We start from the raw sequence: 18,304 nt of genomic DNA, 5'->3' as shown, positions 1-18,304 counted from the left end.
CTATCAGCTTGTTTTTAAATTTCCTAAACCACCGTCAACCCCAATAATCTGACCTGTCATCCAGTTGCTTTCGTCAGACAATAAAAAAGCGATCAGCTGGCTGATATCCTGGGGCCGCCCTATCTTGCCCATGGGGTGGCGCTTTGCCGAAGCTTCCCGTTTTTCGGGGGTATTCAGCAGGTTCTGCGCCAGCGGCGTATCGGTTAAAGCGGGCGCGGCTACATTTACCCTGATCTGTTGCGAGGCAAATTCGGCAGCCAATGAAAGCGCCATACCCTCTACAGCGCCCTTGGCCGCGGCAATGCTGGCGTGGTAAGGCATACCTGTTGCGGCGGCAACTGAACTAATTAATACAATGGATGCGCCCCCGGCTTTTTTGAGCGGCACAACCGCATGCCTGATCACGGCGGCTGCCCCCAAGGCGTTAAGTTTAAAGTCGTTTAAAAAATCTTCGGCAGTTAACCTTGTAAAGGGTTTCAGGTTGATGCTGCCCACCGAGTAAACCAGGCCATGCAGCACTTCCGGCAAAAACGCCTCCAGCGCATCCAGGTTACCTGTTACATCTGCTTTGAGGTAATGAACCGCCTCCGGCCACTCCTGCGAGGCTGATCTCGACACCACATAAACATTGGCATTTTGCGCATGTAGCAATTTAACCAAGGCTAAGCCGATGCCGGAACTGCCGCCAACTACGACAATGTTTTTTTCGTTAAAATTCATGATCCGATGTATTTCAAAAATTCGGTTTTGGTTTCCGCGTTTAAAAATCGGCCGCTGTATTCGGCCGTGAGCGTTGTACTGCCTGCATCCCTGATCCCCCGGCTGGAAACGCAATGGTGGTGCGCGTCAACAATAACGGCTACATCCTCGGTTCCCAAAGCTTCTTTCAACATGCTTGCAATCTGGATGGTCAGCCGTTCCTGCACCTGCGGCCTTTGACAACAATATTGTACAATCCTGTTCAGTTTGGATAAGCCGATTACCTGCCCGTTGCTGATGTAACCAACATGGGCTTTGCCTACAATAGGCACAAAATGGTGCTCGCAATTGCTAAACACAGCTATATTGCGCTCAACCAGCATCTGGTTATAGTTGAATGGATTTTTAAATAAGGTGGGCCTGGGTTTATTGGCGGGGTTAAGGCCGCTGAATATTTCCTTCACATACATTTTGGCAACGCGCCGGGGCGTATCTTTCAGGCTGTCGTCGGTCAGGTCCATTCCCAGGGTTTCCATAATGGCGGTAAAGTGCCGGGATATCAATTCAACTTTGGTATCATCGTCCATTTCAAAAGCGTCGGGACGGAGCGGCGTGTTCAATGAATAATTGTAATGGTTATCGTCAAGATCAGGAACTATCTGTTCCAGGGTTAAGTTGTTTTCAGCTTCGTTTTTTAACATGAAATTGCATCAGCATAAGTTAACGGATAAGACCGGCGGGTAAATTGCCGACCAGCAAATATGTCTTCGGGACAATAGCATTTGTGTAAGAACATTCATCGTTACACAATTTGATAATAGATCTCTAATACCTTTTCTACACAAATCTTGAACCAGGCGGTAAATTCATCCGGCCGCTCTGATAATTCCAATGCCAATTCATCTACAGAAAGGTATCGGAAACAGGCTACCTCCGCCGGATCTGGCAGCGGCAGATCATCAGTAATGCCCAGGAATACATGATCATACTCATTTTCGATGAGCCCGTTATCAAATTCGTGGCGGTAACTGAACGCGAATAGTTCTGTCAGTTCGCAGTCCACACCCATTTCTTCCCGCAAACGGCGGTGTGCTGCGTCGGGTGTAGATTCCCCAAAACGCGGATGGCTGCAGCAGGTATTGGTCCATAACCCTGCCGAATGGTATTTATCCAGGGCACGCTGCTGGAGCAGCAACCGGCCTTTGCTGTTGAATATAAACACAGAAAAAGCGCGGTGCAGCGTACCCGAACGATGTGCTTCCATTTTTTCCATGGCCCCGATGGATTGACCATCAGCATTTACAATGATTACACTTTCCTTCAATTCTAACTTATTTAATTTTTTAGCTAACCGGCGGCGGCGCGAATCAATAGGTTATTGCAGCGACGCCACGGGTTTATTATATTTTATTGATGATTAAAGACATTTATCATGGTTCTGTATATCACACAAAACCGGCAGCGAATTACTACAATACATTTAGCTTATAACGTACAAGGGAATCGAACATTAAGTAAAACTTATGACCATTAGATACCCGGATTCTTTCCTGCATTACTTTTTGCGCAGGAACCTTAGCTATCTTGGTAAATAACTTGCGATAATAAACATAGGCCAGATAAACCCCCTTGCGGCAGGAACGCGGTAATTGCCTGATGCCGCCCAGCGCCTCATCAAATTCCCTCAAAATATCGTCCTCGATCTCCCGCTTGTCGGCATCCGAAAATGCGGACAGGTCGACATTGGGAAAATAGGTCCGGTTCAAAGCCTCGTAGTCCGCGTTCACATCTCTCAGAAAATTAACCTTTTGAAAAGCGGAACCCAATTTCATAGCAGGGATCCTCAACCTTTCAAACTCATCTTGGTTACCTTTAGTGAATACATGTAAGCACATCAGCCCAACCACCTGCGCAGATCCTAATATATATTCATCATACTTTTCCGGATTGTAAACCTGGTCGGCCAGATCCATTTCCATGCTTTTCAGGAACAGTTCAATCCATTCGCGTTTGATGCCAAACCTGTTCACCACCTGCTGAAAGGAATTGATGACCGGGTTGATACTGATGCCGCGTTCAATGGCGGTAAACGTTTCTTCCTTTAATTCGGCCAGCATTTGGGATTTGGGATAATCGTGAAAACTGTCTACAATCTCATCGGCCAACCTTACAAATCCATAAATGGCATAAATAGGGTGACGCACCTCCTTATCGAAAAAAAGTATACCTAAAGAAAAGCTGGTACTGTAAAGGCGCGTTGTTTCCCGGCTGCACTTGGCAGATAAAACATCAAATCGTTCTTTCATTTATGATTGAGGTGTTGAATGAGTAATTGAGTGGTAACCCTTGCCGTTAATGACAAAGGGAACCATACATCGGTGAGTTTCAAGAAAACTACCAATCCGCCGGAAAGTATTTTGATCTACCCTAAAAATAACAGCAATTGTTCCAGGAAAGCCGACTGCCGAGCCTAATCCTGAAAGTATGGAATCAAGGAAAGCTATATTTCCTTTTGTGATAGTAAAACCAGGTAAGGCGAAACGAATCATAACAGTTATATTTTACGTAACAAAAGAATAAGCTCTACCAAAAGTAATTCAATATTGTATTAAAATCAAAACATTAATACAATATCATACTATTTAAAAACAAATGAACGAATCTTTTAAGTAATTGTTCTTTAAAGCTCAAACTTTTGTGGATATAATGCTTCATTTGTGAAATAAATGACTGATATAGAAATTGTTAAATCAGATGCTTTTTTTTTACAAACAGAGCATAAAACCATCATCAAAAGGATAATCAGGCTTATTAAGCGCCTGCTTAAGCAAATTTTGATGATTAGAAAAAGAAAAAATTTAACAAGGAAATGACAGCTTCAATTATAGCAAATCAAAAAGTACCCTTTCTGCAAAAAATATTGATTGCATAAATGCCTTATCCAATATAAAGATTATCAATATTTTGAATAAAAAAAAGCCGGACAAAAGAATTGATGCGATGATTTGAAATCTTTAAAAAAATGTTGAGGACAAGTATTTATCAAGCAGGCCGAAACCGATTAACCTCGGTTACAGCCCTTTTTTAAGTACTTTCACCGTAACAATCATCTGCCCCAAATGCCGCATGGTATGCTCGGCAGCATGGGTATACAAACCGATAACAGTGGATGGCAGTTGAGCCCGGCCCACCCCTCTCCAATCGGTTAATGTAGCTTGCTCTGTAGCCTTGAGTTGTCGCAAGGCTTCATCAACCTGATCATTAAAGGCTTTGATCAATTGAGATGTAGTTATTCCGGTATCATCCGGCTTGCCTTCGGCAGCAAGGTAAGCCAATTGCTCCCCGCTTAATAACTCCCCTTTTGCATAGGTAAACAGCCTGTTGAGCACCCCCGTTAAGTGCTGTAAATGAAAACCAGGCGATGCCATACCGGCAACCTTTTCCCAAAGCAAGTTATCCGGAAAACCAGCCATCAGTTCGTTCAGCTCTTCGCGGGCTTGCAGCAAAGCATGCGCTACAGGTTGCAGCAAAGCCGGTATATCATTCAACGGACCGCGAAGCCATACTTCAGGTAGTTTATCGGCAGATTTCATTGTTTTTTATAAGGCTTATATTCGTCGTAATTAACTGTTATGAGCAACCGTCAATGCCCGTGCTTGATGTCCGCAGCCGGTTTGTTGAATCCGCACCGAAGTGTTCGTCTCCATAAAGTACAGAGTCCAAACTCCATGTTGCCGGGAACCGACCGGTAACAGCGCTGGCAATGTCTGAAAAAACGTCACAGTCACCACCATGATTTCGCTGAACTGACAAAATATATTTGCCTTTTTACCTGAACAAAACCCCGGGCAATTTATTTACCTGCAGCGATGCTTCTTTATTTACAGGTTTAAAACCTTGTGCTAAACCCATGAAACGCAGCAACATGATTCGGGCATAAGGCAACAGCGTTTTCATTTTAATTAAAACGGTTCGCGCCGGTTTAAGTTTATTAACGATTGTGTCCAAAAATAATTAAAAATGATGGCGTTTTATGGTATGGCTATTGCTATGCAATATTTAACTATCTTCAAAGCAATATGATACCTATCCCTATAAAAAAGCATTTTATACCTATTATTCTTTCCACGTGTTTGATCGCCTTGCTTACCCTGCCCGGTTGTAAAAAAAAGCACTCGGTCATCGCCGACGAAATGTTCAGGGTTACCCAAAACCCGGTCTTTAAAAAAGCCGACACCTCCGAATACATCGCGGTTTTCAATAAGGTGTTTGCCAGGTACAGGAAAAAGATAGCCAACCCTTTGGTTATCGAATCGTTTTTCAAAAAGAACGAATACGAACCACTGCTGGTGGTAAACCACTTGAACAACGGCGATTTTGATGCCCTTACCGAATATATCGGCAGGCTAAACGAACATGGTTTGGATCCATCCATTTATCCTACTGATGAAATTAAAACGCTTACCGCTAAACTAAAGGATAAAAAAGCCATAAAAACCATCGAAGATGGGTACGAAACGGTAGCCAAACTGGAAATCCTGACCGCCGGCGCGTTTGTTAAATATGCAAACGCCGTGCAATACGGTGTTATTAACCCTAAAAAAATATACTCGAGATACTTTATGGCAACCCGCCGGCCCGATAGCCTCGGGATGCTTGCTACCCTTGGTAATCATGATTTTAAAGCCTATCTTGACAGCATTCAGCCCAAAAATCCGCAATATTTAGCCATACAAAAGGCTTATCGCGACAGCGCCACCATTGAGGGTTTAAGCCGGGAAGAAAGTAAGCGTTATTTATTAGTGGCACTTGAACGTTTACGCTGGAGAAACAAGCCTTACGAGCCTAAATATGTGATTGTTAATATCCCGGATTACCGGTTAGACGTAATGGAAGACGGCAAATCTGTTTTAAACATGAAGGTTTGCGTTGGCCAGGGCCGCAACATGCAGAATCAAAATACGCTTGAACATTTTGACGATACCGCCCGTGTTGATAAACCCTTCCCGCGCGAAACGCCGATATTAAACAGCGTGATCCATAGCGTACAGGTAAACCCGGTTTGGAATATCCCGCGCAGTATAGCCACCAAAGAGATCATTGTGGAGGCTGCAGAAGACCGCTATTACCTGGCCAATAAAAACATAGATGTATTTAAAAACGGGAAACGGATAGCTGACCCGGAAACAATTGACTGGTCGCAGGTTACGCCCGATAACCTTGAGTATGAGTTTAAGCAACGCCCGGGTGATGATAACTCATTAGGCAAAATTAAGTTCCTTTTCAAGAACCGGAGCAGCGTTTACCTGCACGATACCCCCAATAAGTCGGCTTTCGGGCATGCCATGCGGGCTGTAAGCCACGGATGCGTACGTTTGGGCGATCCGCTGGGCCTGGCCAGGAACCTTTTTGGCGAGGGTGCCGTCCTGGATACCATTGCTAACGACATGGTGGTTAATAAGCCAGAGCCAACCAATATAGGCTTGCCGAAGAAAACCCCAATTTACATTACTTACGTGACCTGCTGGGCGGACGAAAACGGCGTGATCCAATATCGCCCGGATGTTTACGGTTTGGATATTGTACTTTATTCGCATTTGCAGGGTTTATTAGCCAGATAAATAAAAATGCCCGGCGAACTGTTAAGTAAGCCGGGCTCATGATTTGGTTTATACTTGGTTTGGATTTAAAATTTAACCGAATCAAATGCTGTTGTATCGGCGCTGGCCATTAAGCTGAAAGGCCCCGCCTCATCAAGATATTTTGAAGTGTACGAAATATCGTTGCCATTAATAAAAATAACGGTTTTGCCCTGTATGGTGTTGATGATCTTATTCACCAATTTTGGTGATACCGCAGGACAGCCAAAACTTCTGCCTAAAAAACCCTGCTCATTAATTGCTGACTGGCTTACGTAATTAGCGCCATGCAATACAATGCTGCGCATACGCGCGCTACCGTTAAAACCCTCGTCCATACCGTCAAGATATAACGAACGGCCATGTTTGCCAATATAAGGTTTGTCGGTAACGTAAAAACCAAGGCTGCTTTGATGCGAATCATTCCTGTCAGAAAAACTGTTCGCCATTTCTTCGCCGCTGCCGGAACCATGGGCCACCCAAGTATTTAATACCAATTGCCTGCTTAACAGGTCAATAATCCACATGCGTTTTTCCCTGCTGGATTTTGCAAAATCAATCACCGTTAATACCGAGCTGTTTTCGGGTACTATATGATTTAATTTCAGATTGGTATAGCCCATAACCGCTTTCTCAAACACGTTAAAAGCCAAACCGGCCTGCTGTAGCTGCGCGGCCTGGTAAAGGGTATTTACGTACTGATCAAATAACTCTTTGGGCGTAAACCTTCCATTTTTTTTCGCTCGCACTGATCTGCCTGTACCATCCGATTTCCAACTTAAAATTGTAGCCGAAAATAATAAAATCGACATGGCGACCCACAAAAAATTTTTCCTCATACACTTTGCGTGAGTTTAATTTATTTTAATTAATTAGGGTATAGTAACAGGGTTTGGATATTGGGTTAACCTGCTGTTAACAGATCGATACAAAAATATGGTTTAAAACTTTATTTGCAAGTCTAAAATCTATATTTTTTTTACTAAAATGAAAATTACTTAAAATTTAAGAAATAAAACAAACATCCTACGCCATAGATCAGAGAAAGTATCGGTAGAATTTACTTCACCCATTTTATTTTATCCTCTAACGGGATGGTACGTTTCCCTTCAGGATATTGATCGGCATAGCCAAGATATAATACCCCCATCACTACATCTTCTTCGCGAAGCTCTAAAAACTCCTTGAACGCCGGTTTAAGGATGGCGCCGCCGGTACTCCAAAACGAAGCGATATTTAAGGCAGTTGCCCCCAACAGGATATTTTGGATAGCGCTCGACGCGGCTGCGATCTCTTCAAAAGGCGGAATCTTCGGCAGGTCGCCACGCTTCATGATTGAAATAATGACATGCGACACCTTGTTACCCAGATTTTTAAGGTTGTTATAGGTAGTTTCGTTGAAATCATCCGCCGTTACACTTTTCTTGTAAACTTCGGCATGTTCAGCAGCAAAAACGGCCGGGTCTTCATAAACTGTAAAACGCCACGGCTCTGTGTATCCATGGGTTGGTGCCCAATCGGCCAGTTCAAGCAGCGCGGCCACATGAGCATTAGGAATTTTATGACCGTTCATTGCCGCAGGTTTAACAGAACGGCGTGTTTTTATAACTTCAGCTATATTTGAAAATGTTGTAGAATCCATAAAAGTAAAATAACATAAGATATTGTTGATTAGTGATTTAAATACACTAATCAGCAATAATTAATTAATAAATGGCCGGATATTTTGAGGGGTTTGCCTCGTTCATCATGGCGTATACCGTTTCGATCACATCATCAACAGATGGTTTACTAAAGTAATCGCCATCCGATCCGTAAGGTGGCCTGTGCTCTTTAGCCGTTAGTGTTCTGGGCTGAGCATCCAACGAATAATAGCCATTTTGAGCTTCCAATATCTTTTGAAGAATATAGGCAGAGCCCGCACCCGGAAGGTCTTCATCAACCACTAATAACTTATTAGTTTTCTTTAATGAAGTACCGCAAATATTCTCTTTATCAAACGGATATAAGGTTTGCGGGTCAATAACTTCAATATGGATGCCCATTGCAGCAAGCTCTTCAGATGCCTCCTGTACAATGCGTAAAGTTGAGCCGTAAGATACCACTGTAATATCATTGCCCTCGCGTAAAATTTCGGCTTTACCAAGCGGCACGGTAAACTCGCCGACATTAGCCGGTAATTTTTCCTTCAAACGGTAACCGTTGAGGCACTCAACCACCAATGCGGGTTCATCCCCCCGTAATAAAGTGTTATACATACCGGCTGCCTGCGTCATGTTACGAGGCACACAAATATGAAAACCACGCATAGATCCTAAAATAACACTCATTGGCGAGCCTGAGTGCCAGATACCTTCCAAACGATGGCCGCGGGTGCGGATAATTAACGGCGCCTTTTGCCCGCCCATAGTGCGGTAGCTTAAGCTGGCAATATCATCGCTGATGATGGTTATGGCATAAATCAGGTAATCCAGATATTGGATCTCGGCTATTGGTCGTAAACCACGCATGGCCAGCCCCATGCCCTGCCCTATAATACTGGTTTCGCGGATGCCGGTATCGCTGATCCGGATATCTCCGTATTTTGCCTGTAAGCCGGCAAAGCCCTGGTTTACGTCGCCTATCATACCCAGGTCTTCCCCAAAGGCTACGATACTTTTATCACGGGCAAAGTTGGCATCGAAAGCGGCGTTGAGCACTTCCCTGCCATCCATTACCTTTGCATCTTCTGTATAAATAGCGGGCACAACAGGCACATAAAGAGGCGATTGTGGTGTACCAGTGAATAGTTTTGAGTTATAGCGCTCGTTGTTTTTATCCTGCTCGGTTTTTAACCAATCAACCAAACGCGTACGTTCCGGGTTATTTTCGTGCGTGGTTAAGCGCAAGGTTTTACGGATAGCGGTAAAGATCTCACGCCGACCAGCGTCAAAGGCCGACTGTAAGGTTGCCGACACAGCCAGAATATCGTCTTTTTTTAAAGGAACGGTTTCGGCAAACTGATTGATCAGTTTAACCGCTTCTTCAAGCTCGGCTTTAAGAATAACGGCCAGCTCATTGGCTGCTTCGCGCTGGCATTCACGAACGTATCGTTTAGCTTCGCCCTCCAGTTCTTCCAGTTCAATTTCGGTAATGATAGCCGAAGCGATCATCCATTCGCGCATCTTTAGCAAACAATCGTGCTCTTCCTCCCAGGCCAGGCGCTCTTTACTTTTATAACGCTCGTGCGAACCTGAAGTTGAGTGCCCCTGGGGTTGAGTCATTTCGGTAACGTGGATCAGCACCGGAACATGCTCCTCGCGGCAAATATTGATTGCCCGCTCATAAGTTTCGCAAAGGCCTATATAATCCCAACCCCTAACCTTGAATATCTCATAGCCGTTACTGCCGTTTTCACGCTGAAAGCCTTTCAATACTTCCGAGATATCCTCTTTGGTAGTTTGCAGGCTTGCCGGAACCGAAATGGCATAGGCATCATCCCAGATAGAAAGCGCCATAGGCACTTGCAATACGCCGGCCGCGTTAAAAGTTTCGAAAAAAGAACCCTCAGAAGTAGCGCCGTTACCTACACTACCAAAGGCCACCTCGTTGCCGTTAACCGAAAATTGTTTCAGGTAATCAAGTTCTTTATTTTGACGATATAGCTTTGAAGCGTAGGCCAAACCTAACAACCGCGGAATTTGCCCGGCGGTGGTGGATATATCTGATGAACTGTTCATCGTTTCGGCCTGGTTAACCCAGCTGCCGTCGGTATTTACAAAACGTGTGGCGTAATGACAGTTCATTTGCCTGCCGCCCGAAGCCGGATCTTTTTCAATATCAGGATTTGCATAAAGCTGGGCGAAAAACTCCTTCAGGTTGCTCATGCCGGTGGCAAACATGAAAGTTTGGTCGCGGTAATAGCCCGCGCGCCAGTCGCCGGGTCTGAAAGCCTTGGCCATAGCCAGTTGTGCAACCTCTTTTCCGTCGCCGAAAATACCGAACTTTGCCTTGCCCGTTAGTACTTCCCTCCGACCGATTAAACTGGCCTGGCGGCTCTCATAACCAATACGATAATCATTAATAACAATCTTTTTGAAATCATCAAAACTGAGCTCGGCAGCAGTAAAACCGCTGGTAGCTCGTGTTGTAGTTTCAGGCATATAAAATTTTGTTTAGACCGTAAAAGTATAAAATTCTATTTTGTATCGGGCAAACTAACAGATAAAACCCGGAGTTTGAGTAATAGTTTTGTAATTACATTAAACCTTTTATATTTGTAATAATCAAATAAACATATGAAAAAGATACTAATGATTTGTGCGGTGGTATTAGGTTTTGCCTTTACCGCTTCGGCGCAGGATAGCGGTAAAGCCGAGTTTAAATTTAACGAAGAAAAGCACGACTTTGGCAAAATTCCGCAAGGCACCCCGGTTACCACTGTATTTGAATTTACCAATATTGGTAAAGAGCCCCTTATTTTAACCGAAGTAAGGCCAACCTGCGGTTGCACTATTGCCGATTACACTAAAACCCCTGTTAAAAGCGGCAGTAAAGGTGTAATTAAAATTACTTACAATGCAGCTGCAGCCCAGCCATTTAACAAAACAATTGTAGTTAAATCAAACGCTGTAACGCCTGAAAAGTACCTCAACATTGTTGGTGAGGTTGTGGCTAAACCTGCTACCAGCAAGTAAAGCCAGCACCACCCAACCCTCCCCGGAAGGTAGGGCTATAGATAATATTTGAAGCATCGCTATGGCGGTGCTTTTTCTTTTTATGATAAACTCCAAAAAGTCTCCCTTTCCGGGGGAGATTTAGAGGGGCATATATTTTACTTTTTTAGTAATTTTGCAGGATGCCAAAAATATCTGACAAGGGGCAACGAATGCCCGCATCGCCGATACGTAAGCTAACACCTTACGCTGATAAAGCCAAGCAGGACGGAAAAAAGGTTTACCACCTCAATATCGGTCAGCCCGATATTGCTACTCCCGATGGGATGCTTAACGCTATTAAAAACATCGATTTTAAAGTTTGGGCCTATACGCCAAGCGAGGGTACATTAAGCTACCGCAAAAAGCTTACCGAATACTACAATAAATTAGGTTACGGCATTACCCCCGACGATATTATTGTAACCACCGGCGGTTCGGAAGCTATTACCATAGCCATGATGGCCTGCCTTGATTCGGGCGATGAGGTAATTATTCCGGAGCCATTTTATGCCAACTATAATGGTTTTGCCAGCCAGGGTGATATTGTTGTTAAACCAATATTATCATACATCGATAACGGTTTCGCGCTCCCTCCTATCAGCGAGTTTGAAAAACTGATCACCGAGAAAACCAAAGCCATCATCATTTGTAACCCCAACAACCCTACAGGTTACCTATATTCTAAAGAGGAAATGGACGCGCTTAAAGAACTGGTTTTAAAGCATGATCTATACCTTTTTTCGGACGAGGCTTACCGCGAATTTTGTTATGATGGCCGCACTTTCATTTCGCCAATGCACCTGGATGGACTGGAAGAAAATGTGGTAGTGATGGATACTGTAAGTAAACGCTATAGCGCATGCGGTGCGCGCCTGGGCTGCATGATCACCAAAAATAAAGAACTGCGCAAAACAGCGCTGAAATTTGCCCAGGCCCGTTTAAGCGCAGGTATGGTTGAACAAATTGCAGGCGAAGCGGCAGTTGATACGCCCGACAGCTATTTTGAAGCGGTAAATAAAGAATATACCAGCCGCCGCGATACGCTGGTTGCCGCTTTGAACAAAATGGACGGCGTTTACTGCCCTAACCCGGGCGGCGCATTTTACGTTGTTGCCAAACTGCCGATAGACAATGCTGATCAGTTTTGCCAGTGGATGCTTGAAACATTCAGCCTGAATAATGAAACAGTGATGATGGCACCTGCAACCGGTTTTTACAGCACACCCGGAGCAGGCGCAAACGAGGTGCGTATGGCCTATGTTTTAAATAATGATGACCTAACCAAAGCCATGGTTTGTTTAGAAGAAGCTTTAAGGGTTTATCCCGGGCGCGTTGAAGCCGCAAGCCTAAATCAAAAAGCAGCAACTGTTTAACAGAAACTAACGGCGGGCGTTTACAATATGTAAAACGCCCACCGTTGACTAAAGAAATTTTTTGTATATTTGTAATCGCTTAACTGCGATTACTGCCCGCTGGTTGGTGCAAACTAAAAAAATGGGGTCGACCGGAATTGACAGGATGGAGATAAGTAGGTAAGCATGCAGCGCGTTGGGTGAATTAGCGCTTTAATCTGAACGCTCAAACTTACAAATGGCGAAAATAACTACGCCTTAGCTGCCTAATTTAGAATTAGCATAGCTTTTGTCCCGCCGGTTTTCTGTTTTGTTGGATCGGCAACTGGGGCATCGAAAAACGAAACTGGTTTGCTTAGGGTGTGATAAGCAGATAAGATAAAGCACCTAAGGAAGACGGTACAGGTAAGCGGCTGACCTTCCCCTTCCCTACAATTAAACAGAAGCTAAGCATGTAGAAAGCTTACCTTATACCATGTTTGGACGAGGGTTCGAATCCCTCCGGCTCCACTTAATTCAATGTCAAAACAGACTAAAGGCCTGCAAATCAAATGATTGCAGGCCTTTGTTTTTTAGTCAAATGACCATATTATTCACCAATTCGCAATAAAAAGGAGCGTAATTCGGTGAGTTAGTTTTATAAACTCCTTACTCACCAAAAAGACATATTGCTTTGATAATCAACGTGTTCATATTTTGAACATCTTGTACAGATGTGATTGCAAGCTTAATTTTGTTTCACTTTTTAATGCTTAAAACATTATGAAAACTAATTTCAGCTTGCTTTTTTATTTAAAAAAACCAAAAACTATCAAAGCGGCTTGGTGCCGATTTATCTACGTATTACCGTAAACGGTAAACGTTCCGAAACTACTACAGGGCGGGAATGTGAGCCATCTCAATGGAACAGCATTGCGGGAAGATTAAAAGGAACTAAAGAGGACACCAAGTCTTTTAATGCCTATTTAGACACATTGCAAAAACAAGTGTACGAGGCGCACAGTCAATTGACTGAAACAAAAAGCATTATTAACGCTGAAACTCTAAGGGATAAACTATTAGGAAAAGCGAAAAAACAAGAATGCTGATAGACATATTTAAAGACCATAATAAGAAAATTGCCACGTTAGTTGGTAAACAGTATGCCGCAGGTACGTCGATTCGCTATCAAACCTCACTAAAACATACACAAGAATATTTGCAGTGGCAATACAAAGTGTCGGATATAGATATTAAAAAAATCGACTATGATTTTATTACCAATTACGAGTTTTATCTCCGTTCAGAACGTAATTGCGCTAATAACTCTGCTTTTAAATACATAAAGAATTTTAAAAAAATTGTTGGTATTTGTTTATCAAGCGGGTGGTTGGATAAAGACCCTTTTATCAACTACAAAATAAGAATTAAACAGGTCGACAGAGTTTTCCTTAATGGGGATGATTTACAAGCAATGGCTGACAAATCATTTTCAACAGAACGCTTAAACCAGGTAAGGGATATTTTTTTATTTTGCTGTTTTACGGGCTTAGCTTATGCAGATGTAAATAAGCTCAGACGCAACGAAATTGTTAAAGGTCTAGACGGAGAAATGTGGATCTTCACTAAACGTAAAAAAACGGATACTCCAAGCCGTATTCCGTTATTACCGTCTGCTTTAAGTCTACTTAATAAATATACTGATCATCCGGTTTGCAGTAACTTAGGTAAAGCACTTCCAGTAAGTACCAATCAAAAAATGAACGCTTACTTAAAAGAAATTGCGGGTATCTGCGGTATAGATAAACCTTTAACATTTCACATTGCCCGACATACTTTTGCCACTACCGTTACACTGTCCAACGGTGTACCTATATAGACCGTAAGCAAAATGTTGGGGCATACCAATATTAAAACAACACAACACTACGCTAAAATATTGGATTTAAAAGTTAGCCAGGACATGGCCAAACTCAAAAAGAAGTACGGTAATACTAAGCCATGTAACCATGCCCGTCCACTGGATCCAATGCAGGCGATTAACAATAAGTAACAAGCCAATAAAACTGACCGTCATGCTCGAACAAATTTTAATATCCGACAGTAACATACAGAATAAGATATACTTAATCAGAAATCAAAAGGTAATGCTGGATTTCGACTTGGCCGCACTATATGAGGTTGAAACGAGAGCCTTAAAACAGTCTGTTAAAAGAAACTTGATACGCTTTCCCGAAGATTTTATGTTCCAATTAACTAAGAATGAATGGACAGAGGTTATCACAATTTGTGATAACCTCCCAAGAAATATTAAGTTCAGCCCTTCTACCCCATACGCCTTTACAGAACAAGGTGTGGCTATGTTATCAAGCATATTGAACAGTGAAAGAGCGATAATAGTAAACATCCAAATTATTAGGGTATTCACCCGTGCAAGGCAGTTTCTTTACGACAAAGCTGAATTGCGGATTGAAATCGAACATATCAAAACCAAATTGAGCAATCATGACAAAAACATCGAACTAATATTTCAGTACCTCGATGAGTTATTGGTTAAAAAGGATGATCTAAAACAACGTAAAAGGATTGGATATAAGCCTGATAATTTATGAAATTGCTAGTGGATGGGACAATAACTTTTTTTCATAACATCCTGAATTTCGATATTTAATAAATTGCAAAAGGGTAGTTCCCCAATTATCCACAAAAACTTTGCAATAACTTGATTACTGACGATTTACAACAAAGACAAGCGTTAATTCTGATTGATGCAATATGTACGGATTGAAAAAGGCATCTTTAATTAGTTACAATTAAATTAGCTAAACGGAAACCAGGTCTGTACTTTTTGCTATGCACAGTTATTCAAGCCCTGTAATAAAGATCGATGGCGATACCGCTACAGAAAATAGGTTATTTTGGATAGTGAGTAAAATGGAAGAAGATAAAACAACCCAAGTATTCATGAGCCAGGATATCGTATATATAAAAACGTCTAATGGATGGCGCATAAGTAATATTATATTACATTTTGGCACCATTATAAAAAATCAAAATCAGGAATAAATGAATTGACCGCCGCGTTTGCTACCGTAATCACGACGTAATACGAAGGGTTAAAAAGAGGTATATGGAGTTTCGTGGCAATAATTTTATTCAATTTTCGCAAACGTACAAATCATTTCATTTCATACGCCATTGCCCATGATTTAACTTTCAAAACGAGCGATGAGCCTTACTACCAAGCCCATTATATATTATATCCTTTGTTAAAGCATTTAAAAACTTGCAATTGAGCAATTTTTTATACATTTGTATTGTAGCATTTGCAGCTGTTACAAAGCGGATAAAAGGTAGTGAGTAATTCGGTGAGTACAGAATTCAAAACCCTGAAAATATCAATATAGAGCGGAAATTAAAGGGTATTACAAAACCCTCTCTCCGCCAAAAAATCCTGTTGAAAACACGGGATTTTTTTCTTTTATAAAATATACGGAGAGGTGTCAGAGTGATCGAATGTGCCTGATTCGAAATCAGGTGTACTGTAACAGGTACCGGGGGTTTGAATCCCTCCCTCTCCGCCAAGTATTACTTAATTGAACCTAAGCACCGTAAATAAATGATTTATGGAGTTTTTGGCTTTTAACCTACACCAAAACGAACCAATAAATCGCTTCGTCCCGGTGACTTGTAGGTGACCTGATTTAAACGTAAAACTACGGCGCACCTTAGTGCTTATAAGTTGCTGTAATTGAGTTTATTTAGTATTTAAACATCTTGATTGCAGGAGGATATATAACTAATTCTATTCCCTTTAAAGCTTCGCCGATGAACAAATCTTTTAACCTACTCTTTTCCGTAAAGAGATCAAAAACAAATACCGAATGCTTCGCCCCTGTTTACCTATGCATCACCATTGATGGTGTGCACATCGAAATCTCCTCTAAACGCTATGTCAATCCCGACAAATGGAATATAAACGGCCAGAAGTTAACCCATAACAATGAGGATAAAAAAGTATCAATGCTTACCTCAAAACTTTAAAACACGAGGTGTACGATGTTCACTGAGATAGGATACTTTACATTTTGTCATCTTTCCTTCCTCTTTTGTTAACATTTTCTATAAATCTATTTCAGGACAGGACAATCTCCTCTAATCTCTGAACTCCAACCGCTAATCACTAAGTCTGTATCAACCCAACATTAAACGCCTTTTCAATCGGCGCATGGTTGGCGGCCTCAATCCCCATCGAAATTACTTTACGGGTTTCTAAAGGGTCGATAATTCCATCCACCCAAAGCCTCGCCGCGGCATAATAGGGAGTTGTTTGAGAATTATATTTTTCGGTGATCTGTTTCAATAACTCTTCTTCTTTGGCTTTATCAACATCCTCGCCCCTGGCCTTTAATCCTGCCGATTGAATCTGCAATAAAGTTTTGGCGGCCTGCCCCCCGCCCATCACTGCTATTTTTGCTGATGGCCAGGCATAGATCAATCGTGGATCATATGCCTTGCCGCACATGGCATAGTTACCGGCGCCGTAACTGTTACCAACCACAATGGTAAACTTAGGCACCACCGAGTTAGCCACCGCGTTCACCATTTTAGCGCCATCTTTAATAATCCCCCCTTGCTCAGACCGGCTACCAACCATAAAACCGGTAACATCCTGCAAAAACACCAGCGGAATTTTTTTCTGGTTACAGTTCATAATAAAACGAGTGGCCTTATCGGCCGAATCGGAGTAGATTACCCCGCCAAACTGCATCTCACCTTTTTTTGATTTGATCACTTTACGTTGATTGGCTACAATGCCTACTGCCCAGCCATCTATACGGCCGAGGCCGCAAATGATAGATTGCCCGTAACCGTCTTTATAAGGTTCAAATTCCGAGTTATCCAGCAGGCGCGAAATGATCTCCATCATATCGTAAGCCTTTTCGCGGTTATCGGGCAGTATACCGTAAATCTCTTTTTCATCGAGTTTCGGAGCAATGGATGTTATCCTATCGAAACCGGCTTTGGTATAATCGCCGGTCATGCTCATAATGTTGCGGATCGAATCGAGGGCAGCCTGGTCATTAGGCTGTTTATAGTCTGTAACGCCTGAAATTTCGCAGTGCGTGGTAGCGCCACCCAACGTTTCATTATCCACATCCTCGCCTATAGCAGATTTTACCAGGTACGATCCAGCCAGAAACACCGAACCGGTACCCTCCACAATCATAGCTTCGTCGCTCATTATTGGCAGATAGGCCCCACCGGCCACGCATGAACCCATGATGGCGGCAATCTGAATGATACCAATGCTGCTCATAATGGCGTTATTGCGGAATATGCGACCAAAATGCTCCTTGTCCGGAAAAATCTCATCCTGTAAAGGCAAATAAACACCCGCCGAATCCACAAGATAAATAACAGGCAAACGATTTTCGATAGCTATCTCCTGCGCCCGCAGATTTTTTTTGGCGGTTATCGGAAACCAGGCCCCCGCCTTTACCGTAGCATCATTGGCAACAATTACACATTGCCTGCCGGATACATAACCTATCCCGCAAACAACGCCTCCCGAAGCGCAGCCGCCATGCTCAGCGTACATGCCTTCGGCTGCAAAAGCGCCTACCTCAAGCCAGGGTTTATCTTTATCAATTAAATACGCAACCCGTTCACGAGCCAGCATTTTGCCTTTTTCCTTTTGTTTGGCCGCGGCTTTTTCGCCGCCGCCCTGATATATTTTATTAAGCCGGGTGTTCAGTTCAAAAACAAGCTGCTTATTAATATCTTCATTTTTGTTGAATTCGATATTCATAACTGGTTTCAGATAACTCAGGTAATTTAGAAAATTTCTTATCAGAAAAATGAAAATGCGGGCTGTTTTGTTTTAAGCAACAGCTACCGGATCAGGAGGTGTATCACTTCAGGGAGATTAGCATCA

At 42.7% G+C, this 18,304-nt stretch carries 19 protein-coding genes, 1 tRNA gene and 1 other RNA gene; 9 read left to right on the top strand and 12 right to left on the bottom strand.

Features of this window, described 5'->3' with window-relative positions; all coding sequences use genetic code 11:
• Positions 1 to 3: 3 nt before the first annotated feature.
• From LX99_RS08475 to LX99_RS26250, 7 genes are all read right to left on the bottom strand, one after another.
• A complete protein-coding gene (locus LX99_RS08475) occupies positions 4 to 720 on the bottom strand; it encodes an SDR family NAD(P)-dependent oxidoreductase (RefSeq protein WP_109607452.1) in 717 nt (238 codons plus the stop codon).
• The gene (folE, locus tag LX99_RS08470) at positions 717 to 1,400 is read right to left on the bottom strand and encodes a GTP cyclohydrolase I FolE (protein WP_109607451.1); all 684 of its coding nucleotides are present in this window, start codon (positions 1,398 to 1,400) and stop codon (positions 717 to 719) included. Before folE ends, LX99_RS08475 begins: the two co-directional genes overlap by 4 nt.
• A 101-nt stretch (positions 1,401 to 1,501) precedes the next feature.
• Positions 1,502 to 2,023, bottom strand: a complete 522-nt coding sequence (gene idi / locus LX99_RS08465; RefSeq protein ID WP_109607450.1) for an isopentenyl-diphosphate Delta-isomerase — start codon at positions 2,021 to 2,023, stop codon at positions 1,502 to 1,504.
• Positions 2,024 to 2,168: 145 nt separating this feature from the next.
• Positions 2,169 to 3,005, bottom strand: a complete 837-nt coding sequence (locus LX99_RS08460; RefSeq protein WP_109607449.1) for a phytoene/squalene synthase family protein — start codon at positions 3,003 to 3,005, stop codon at positions 2,169 to 2,171.
• Positions 3,006 to 3,248, bottom strand: a complete 243-nt coding sequence (locus tag LX99_RS25340; RefSeq protein WP_146203079.1) for a hypothetical protein — start codon at positions 3,246 to 3,248, stop codon at positions 3,006 to 3,008.
• A gap of 522 nt (positions 3,249 to 3,770) precedes the next feature.
• Positions 3,771 to 4,292, bottom strand: a complete 522-nt coding sequence (locus LX99_RS08455) for a DinB family protein (protein ID WP_109607448.1) — start codon at positions 4,290 to 4,292, stop codon at positions 3,771 to 3,773.
• A gap of 235 nt (positions 4,293 to 4,527) precedes the next feature.
• Entirely contained in the window at positions 4,528 to 4,656 is a 129-nt protein-coding gene (locus LX99_RS26250) for a hypothetical protein (protein ID WP_281270934.1), read from the bottom strand.
• 122 nt (positions 4,657 to 4,778) lie between these two features.
• On the opposite strand from LX99_RS26250, the gene LX99_RS08445 reads away from it, so the two are divergent.
• A complete protein-coding gene (locus LX99_RS08445; RefSeq protein WP_109607447.1) occupies positions 4,779 to 6,320 on the top strand; it encodes a L,D-transpeptidase scaffold domain-containing protein in 1,542 nt (513 codons plus the stop codon).
• A gap of 65 nt (positions 6,321 to 6,385) precedes the next feature.
• Here LX99_RS08445 and LX99_RS08440 read toward each other — a convergent pair whose 3' ends face one another.
• The 3 genes from LX99_RS08440 to LX99_RS08430 form a co-directional block, all read right to left on the bottom strand.
• The gene (locus LX99_RS08440) at positions 6,386 to 7,150 is read right to left on the bottom strand and encodes a murein L,D-transpeptidase catalytic domain family protein (protein ID WP_245927876.1); all 765 of its coding nucleotides are present in this window, start codon (positions 7,148 to 7,150) and stop codon (positions 6,386 to 6,388) included.
• Between the two features lie 248 nt (positions 7,151 to 7,398).
• The gene (locus LX99_RS08435; protein WP_109607445.1) at positions 7,399 to 7,980 is read right to left on the bottom strand and encodes a nitroreductase family protein; all 582 of its coding nucleotides are present in this window, start codon (positions 7,978 to 7,980) and stop codon (positions 7,399 to 7,401) included.
• A 64-nt stretch (positions 7,981 to 8,044) separates the two neighbouring features.
• Positions 8,045 to 10,480: an alpha-ketoacid dehydrogenase subunit alpha/beta gene (locus LX99_RS08430; protein WP_109607444.1), complete on the bottom strand. Its 2,436-nt coding sequence runs from the start codon at positions 10,478 to 10,480 to the stop codon at positions 8,045 to 8,047.
• A 135-nt stretch (positions 10,481 to 10,615) separates the two neighbouring features.
• Here LX99_RS08430 and LX99_RS08425 point away from each other — a divergent pair, with 135 nt between their 5' ends.
• The 5 genes from LX99_RS08425 (at position 10,616) to LX99_RS26360 (ending at position 14,245) form a co-directional block, all read left to right on the top strand.
• The gene (locus LX99_RS08425) at positions 10,616 to 11,014 is read left to right on the top strand and encodes a DUF1573 domain-containing protein (protein ID WP_109607443.1); all 399 of its coding nucleotides are present in this window, start codon (positions 10,616 to 10,618) and stop codon (positions 11,012 to 11,014) included.
• 161 nt (positions 11,015 to 11,175) lie between these two features.
• Positions 11,176 to 12,408 (top strand): pyridoxal phosphate-dependent aminotransferase, encoded by a 1,233-nt coding sequence (locus LX99_RS08420; protein WP_031266819.1) that lies wholly within the window; start codon positions 11,176 to 11,178, stop codon positions 12,406 to 12,408.
• A gap of 123 nt (positions 12,409 to 12,531) precedes the next feature.
• Positions 12,532 to 12,900: a transfer-messenger RNA gene (ssrA, locus tag LX99_RS08415) on the top strand.
• Between the two features lie 311 nt (positions 12,901 to 13,211).
• Positions 13,212 to 13,475: an Arm DNA-binding domain-containing protein gene (locus tag LX99_RS26365; RefSeq protein ID WP_342769419.1), complete on the top strand. Its 264-nt coding sequence runs from the start codon at positions 13,212 to 13,214 to the stop codon at positions 13,473 to 13,475.
• The gene (locus LX99_RS26360) at positions 13,469 to 14,245 is read left to right on the top strand and encodes a site-specific integrase (protein ID WP_342769418.1); all 777 of its coding nucleotides are present in this window, start codon (positions 13,469 to 13,471) and stop codon (positions 14,243 to 14,245) included. Before LX99_RS26365 ends, LX99_RS26360 begins: the two co-directional genes overlap by 7 nt.
• Before the next feature lie 66 nt (positions 14,246 to 14,311).
• Here the strand turns inward: LX99_RS26360 and LX99_RS26355 are convergent, their stop codons facing one another.
• Complete coding sequence (locus LX99_RS26355; protein ID WP_342769417.1) at positions 14,312 to 14,443, bottom strand: hypothetical protein; 132 nt, start codon at positions 14,441 to 14,443, stop codon at positions 14,312 to 14,314.
• A 70-nt stretch (positions 14,444 to 14,513) separates the two neighbouring features.
• Here LX99_RS26355 and LX99_RS08395 point away from each other — a divergent pair, with 70 nt between their 5' ends.
• The 3 genes from LX99_RS08395 to LX99_RS08380 all read left to right on the top strand — a co-directional run bounded on the left by LX99_RS08395 (position 14,514) and on the right by LX99_RS08380 (position 16,410).
• The gene (locus LX99_RS08395; RefSeq protein WP_245927874.1) at positions 14,514 to 14,978 is read left to right on the top strand and encodes an ORF6N domain-containing protein; all 465 of its coding nucleotides are present in this window, start codon (positions 14,514 to 14,516) and stop codon (positions 14,976 to 14,978) included.
• 882 nt (positions 14,979 to 15,860) lie between these two features.
• Positions 15,861 to 15,950: transfer RNA gene (locus LX99_RS08385), tRNA-Ser, on the top strand.
• A 244-nt stretch (positions 15,951 to 16,194) separates the two neighbouring features.
• Positions 16,195 to 16,410 (top strand): Arm DNA-binding domain-containing protein, encoded by a 216-nt coding sequence (locus tag LX99_RS08380; protein WP_109607439.1) that lies wholly within the window; start codon positions 16,195 to 16,197, stop codon positions 16,408 to 16,410.
• A gap of 139 nt (positions 16,411 to 16,549) precedes the next feature.
• On the opposite strand, the gene LX99_RS08375 is transcribed toward LX99_RS08380, so the two are convergent.
• A complete protein-coding gene (locus LX99_RS08375) occupies positions 16,550 to 18,178 on the bottom strand; it encodes an acyl-CoA carboxylase subunit beta (RefSeq protein WP_109607438.1) in 1,629 nt (542 codons plus the stop codon).
• Positions 18,179 to 18,304 lie beyond the last annotated feature (126 nt).

Source organism: Mucilaginibacter oryzae (genome assembly GCF_003148845.1).
Lineage (GTDB): Bacteria > Bacteroidota > Bacteroidia > Sphingobacteriales > Sphingobacteriaceae > Mucilaginibacter > Mucilaginibacter oryzae.
The sequence above is the reverse complement of the archived record's forward strand: the minus strand, read 5'-3'. Positions and strand labels throughout refer to the sequence as shown.

Excerpts from the sequence above, each read along its gene's own strand:
- LX99_RS08475 (WP_109607452.1), bottom strand. The coding sequence starts at position 720 with ATGAATTTTAACGAAAAAAACATTGTCGTAGTTGGCGGCAGTTCCGGC.
- folE (WP_109607451.1), bottom strand. The coding sequence starts at position 1,400 with ATGTTAAAAAACGAAGCTGAAAACAACTTAACCCTGGAACAGATAGTT.
- LX99_RS08460 (WP_109607449.1), bottom strand. The coding sequence starts at position 3,005 with ATGAAAGAACGATTTGATGTTTTATCTGCCAAGTGCAGCCGGGAAACA.
- LX99_RS25340 (WP_146203079.1), bottom strand. The coding sequence starts at position 3,248 with ATGATTCGTTTCGCCTTACCTGGTTTTACTATCACAAAAGGAAATATA.
- LX99_RS08455 (WP_109607448.1), bottom strand. The coding sequence starts at position 4,292 with ATGAAATCTGCCGATAAACTACCTGAAGTATGGCTTCGCGGTCCGTTG.
- LX99_RS26250 (WP_281270934.1), bottom strand. The coding sequence starts at position 4,656 with ATGAAAACGCTGTTGCCTTATGCCCGAATCATGTTGCTGCGTTTCATG.
- LX99_RS08445 (WP_109607447.1), top strand. The coding sequence starts at position 4,779 with ATGATACCTATCCCTATAAAAAAGCATTTTATACCTATTATTCTTTCC.
- LX99_RS08440 (WP_245927876.1), bottom strand. The coding sequence starts at position 7,150 with ATGTCGATTTTATTATTTTCGGCTACAATTTTAAGTTGGAAATCGGAT.
- LX99_RS08435 (WP_109607445.1), bottom strand. The coding sequence starts at position 7,980 with ATGGATTCTACAACATTTTCAAATATAGCTGAAGTTATAAAAACACGC.
- LX99_RS08430 (WP_109607444.1), bottom strand. The coding sequence starts at position 10,480 with ATGCCTGAAACTACAACACGAGCTACCAGCGGTTTTACTGCTGCCGAG.
- LX99_RS08425 (WP_109607443.1), top strand. The coding sequence starts at position 10,616 with ATGAAAAAGATACTAATGATTTGTGCGGTGGTATTAGGTTTTGCCTTT.
- LX99_RS08420 (WP_031266819.1), top strand. The coding sequence starts at position 11,176 with ATGCCAAAAATATCTGACAAGGGGCAACGAATGCCCGCATCGCCGATA.
- LX99_RS26360 (WP_342769418.1), top strand. The coding sequence starts at position 13,469 with ATGCTGATAGACATATTTAAAGACCATAATAAGAAAATTGCCACGTTA.
- LX99_RS26355 (WP_342769417.1), bottom strand. The coding sequence starts at position 14,443 with ATGACGGTCAGTTTTATTGGCTTGTTACTTATTGTTAATCGCCTGCAT.
- LX99_RS08395 (WP_245927874.1), top strand. The coding sequence starts at position 14,514 with ATGCTGGATTTCGACTTGGCCGCACTATATGAGGTTGAAACGAGAGCC.
- LX99_RS08380 (WP_109607439.1), top strand. The coding sequence starts at position 16,195 with ATGAACAAATCTTTTAACCTACTCTTTTCCGTAAAGAGATCAAAAACA.
- LX99_RS08375 (WP_109607438.1), bottom strand. The coding sequence starts at position 18,178 with ATGAATATCGAATTCAACAAAAATGAAGATATTAATAAGCAGCTTGTT.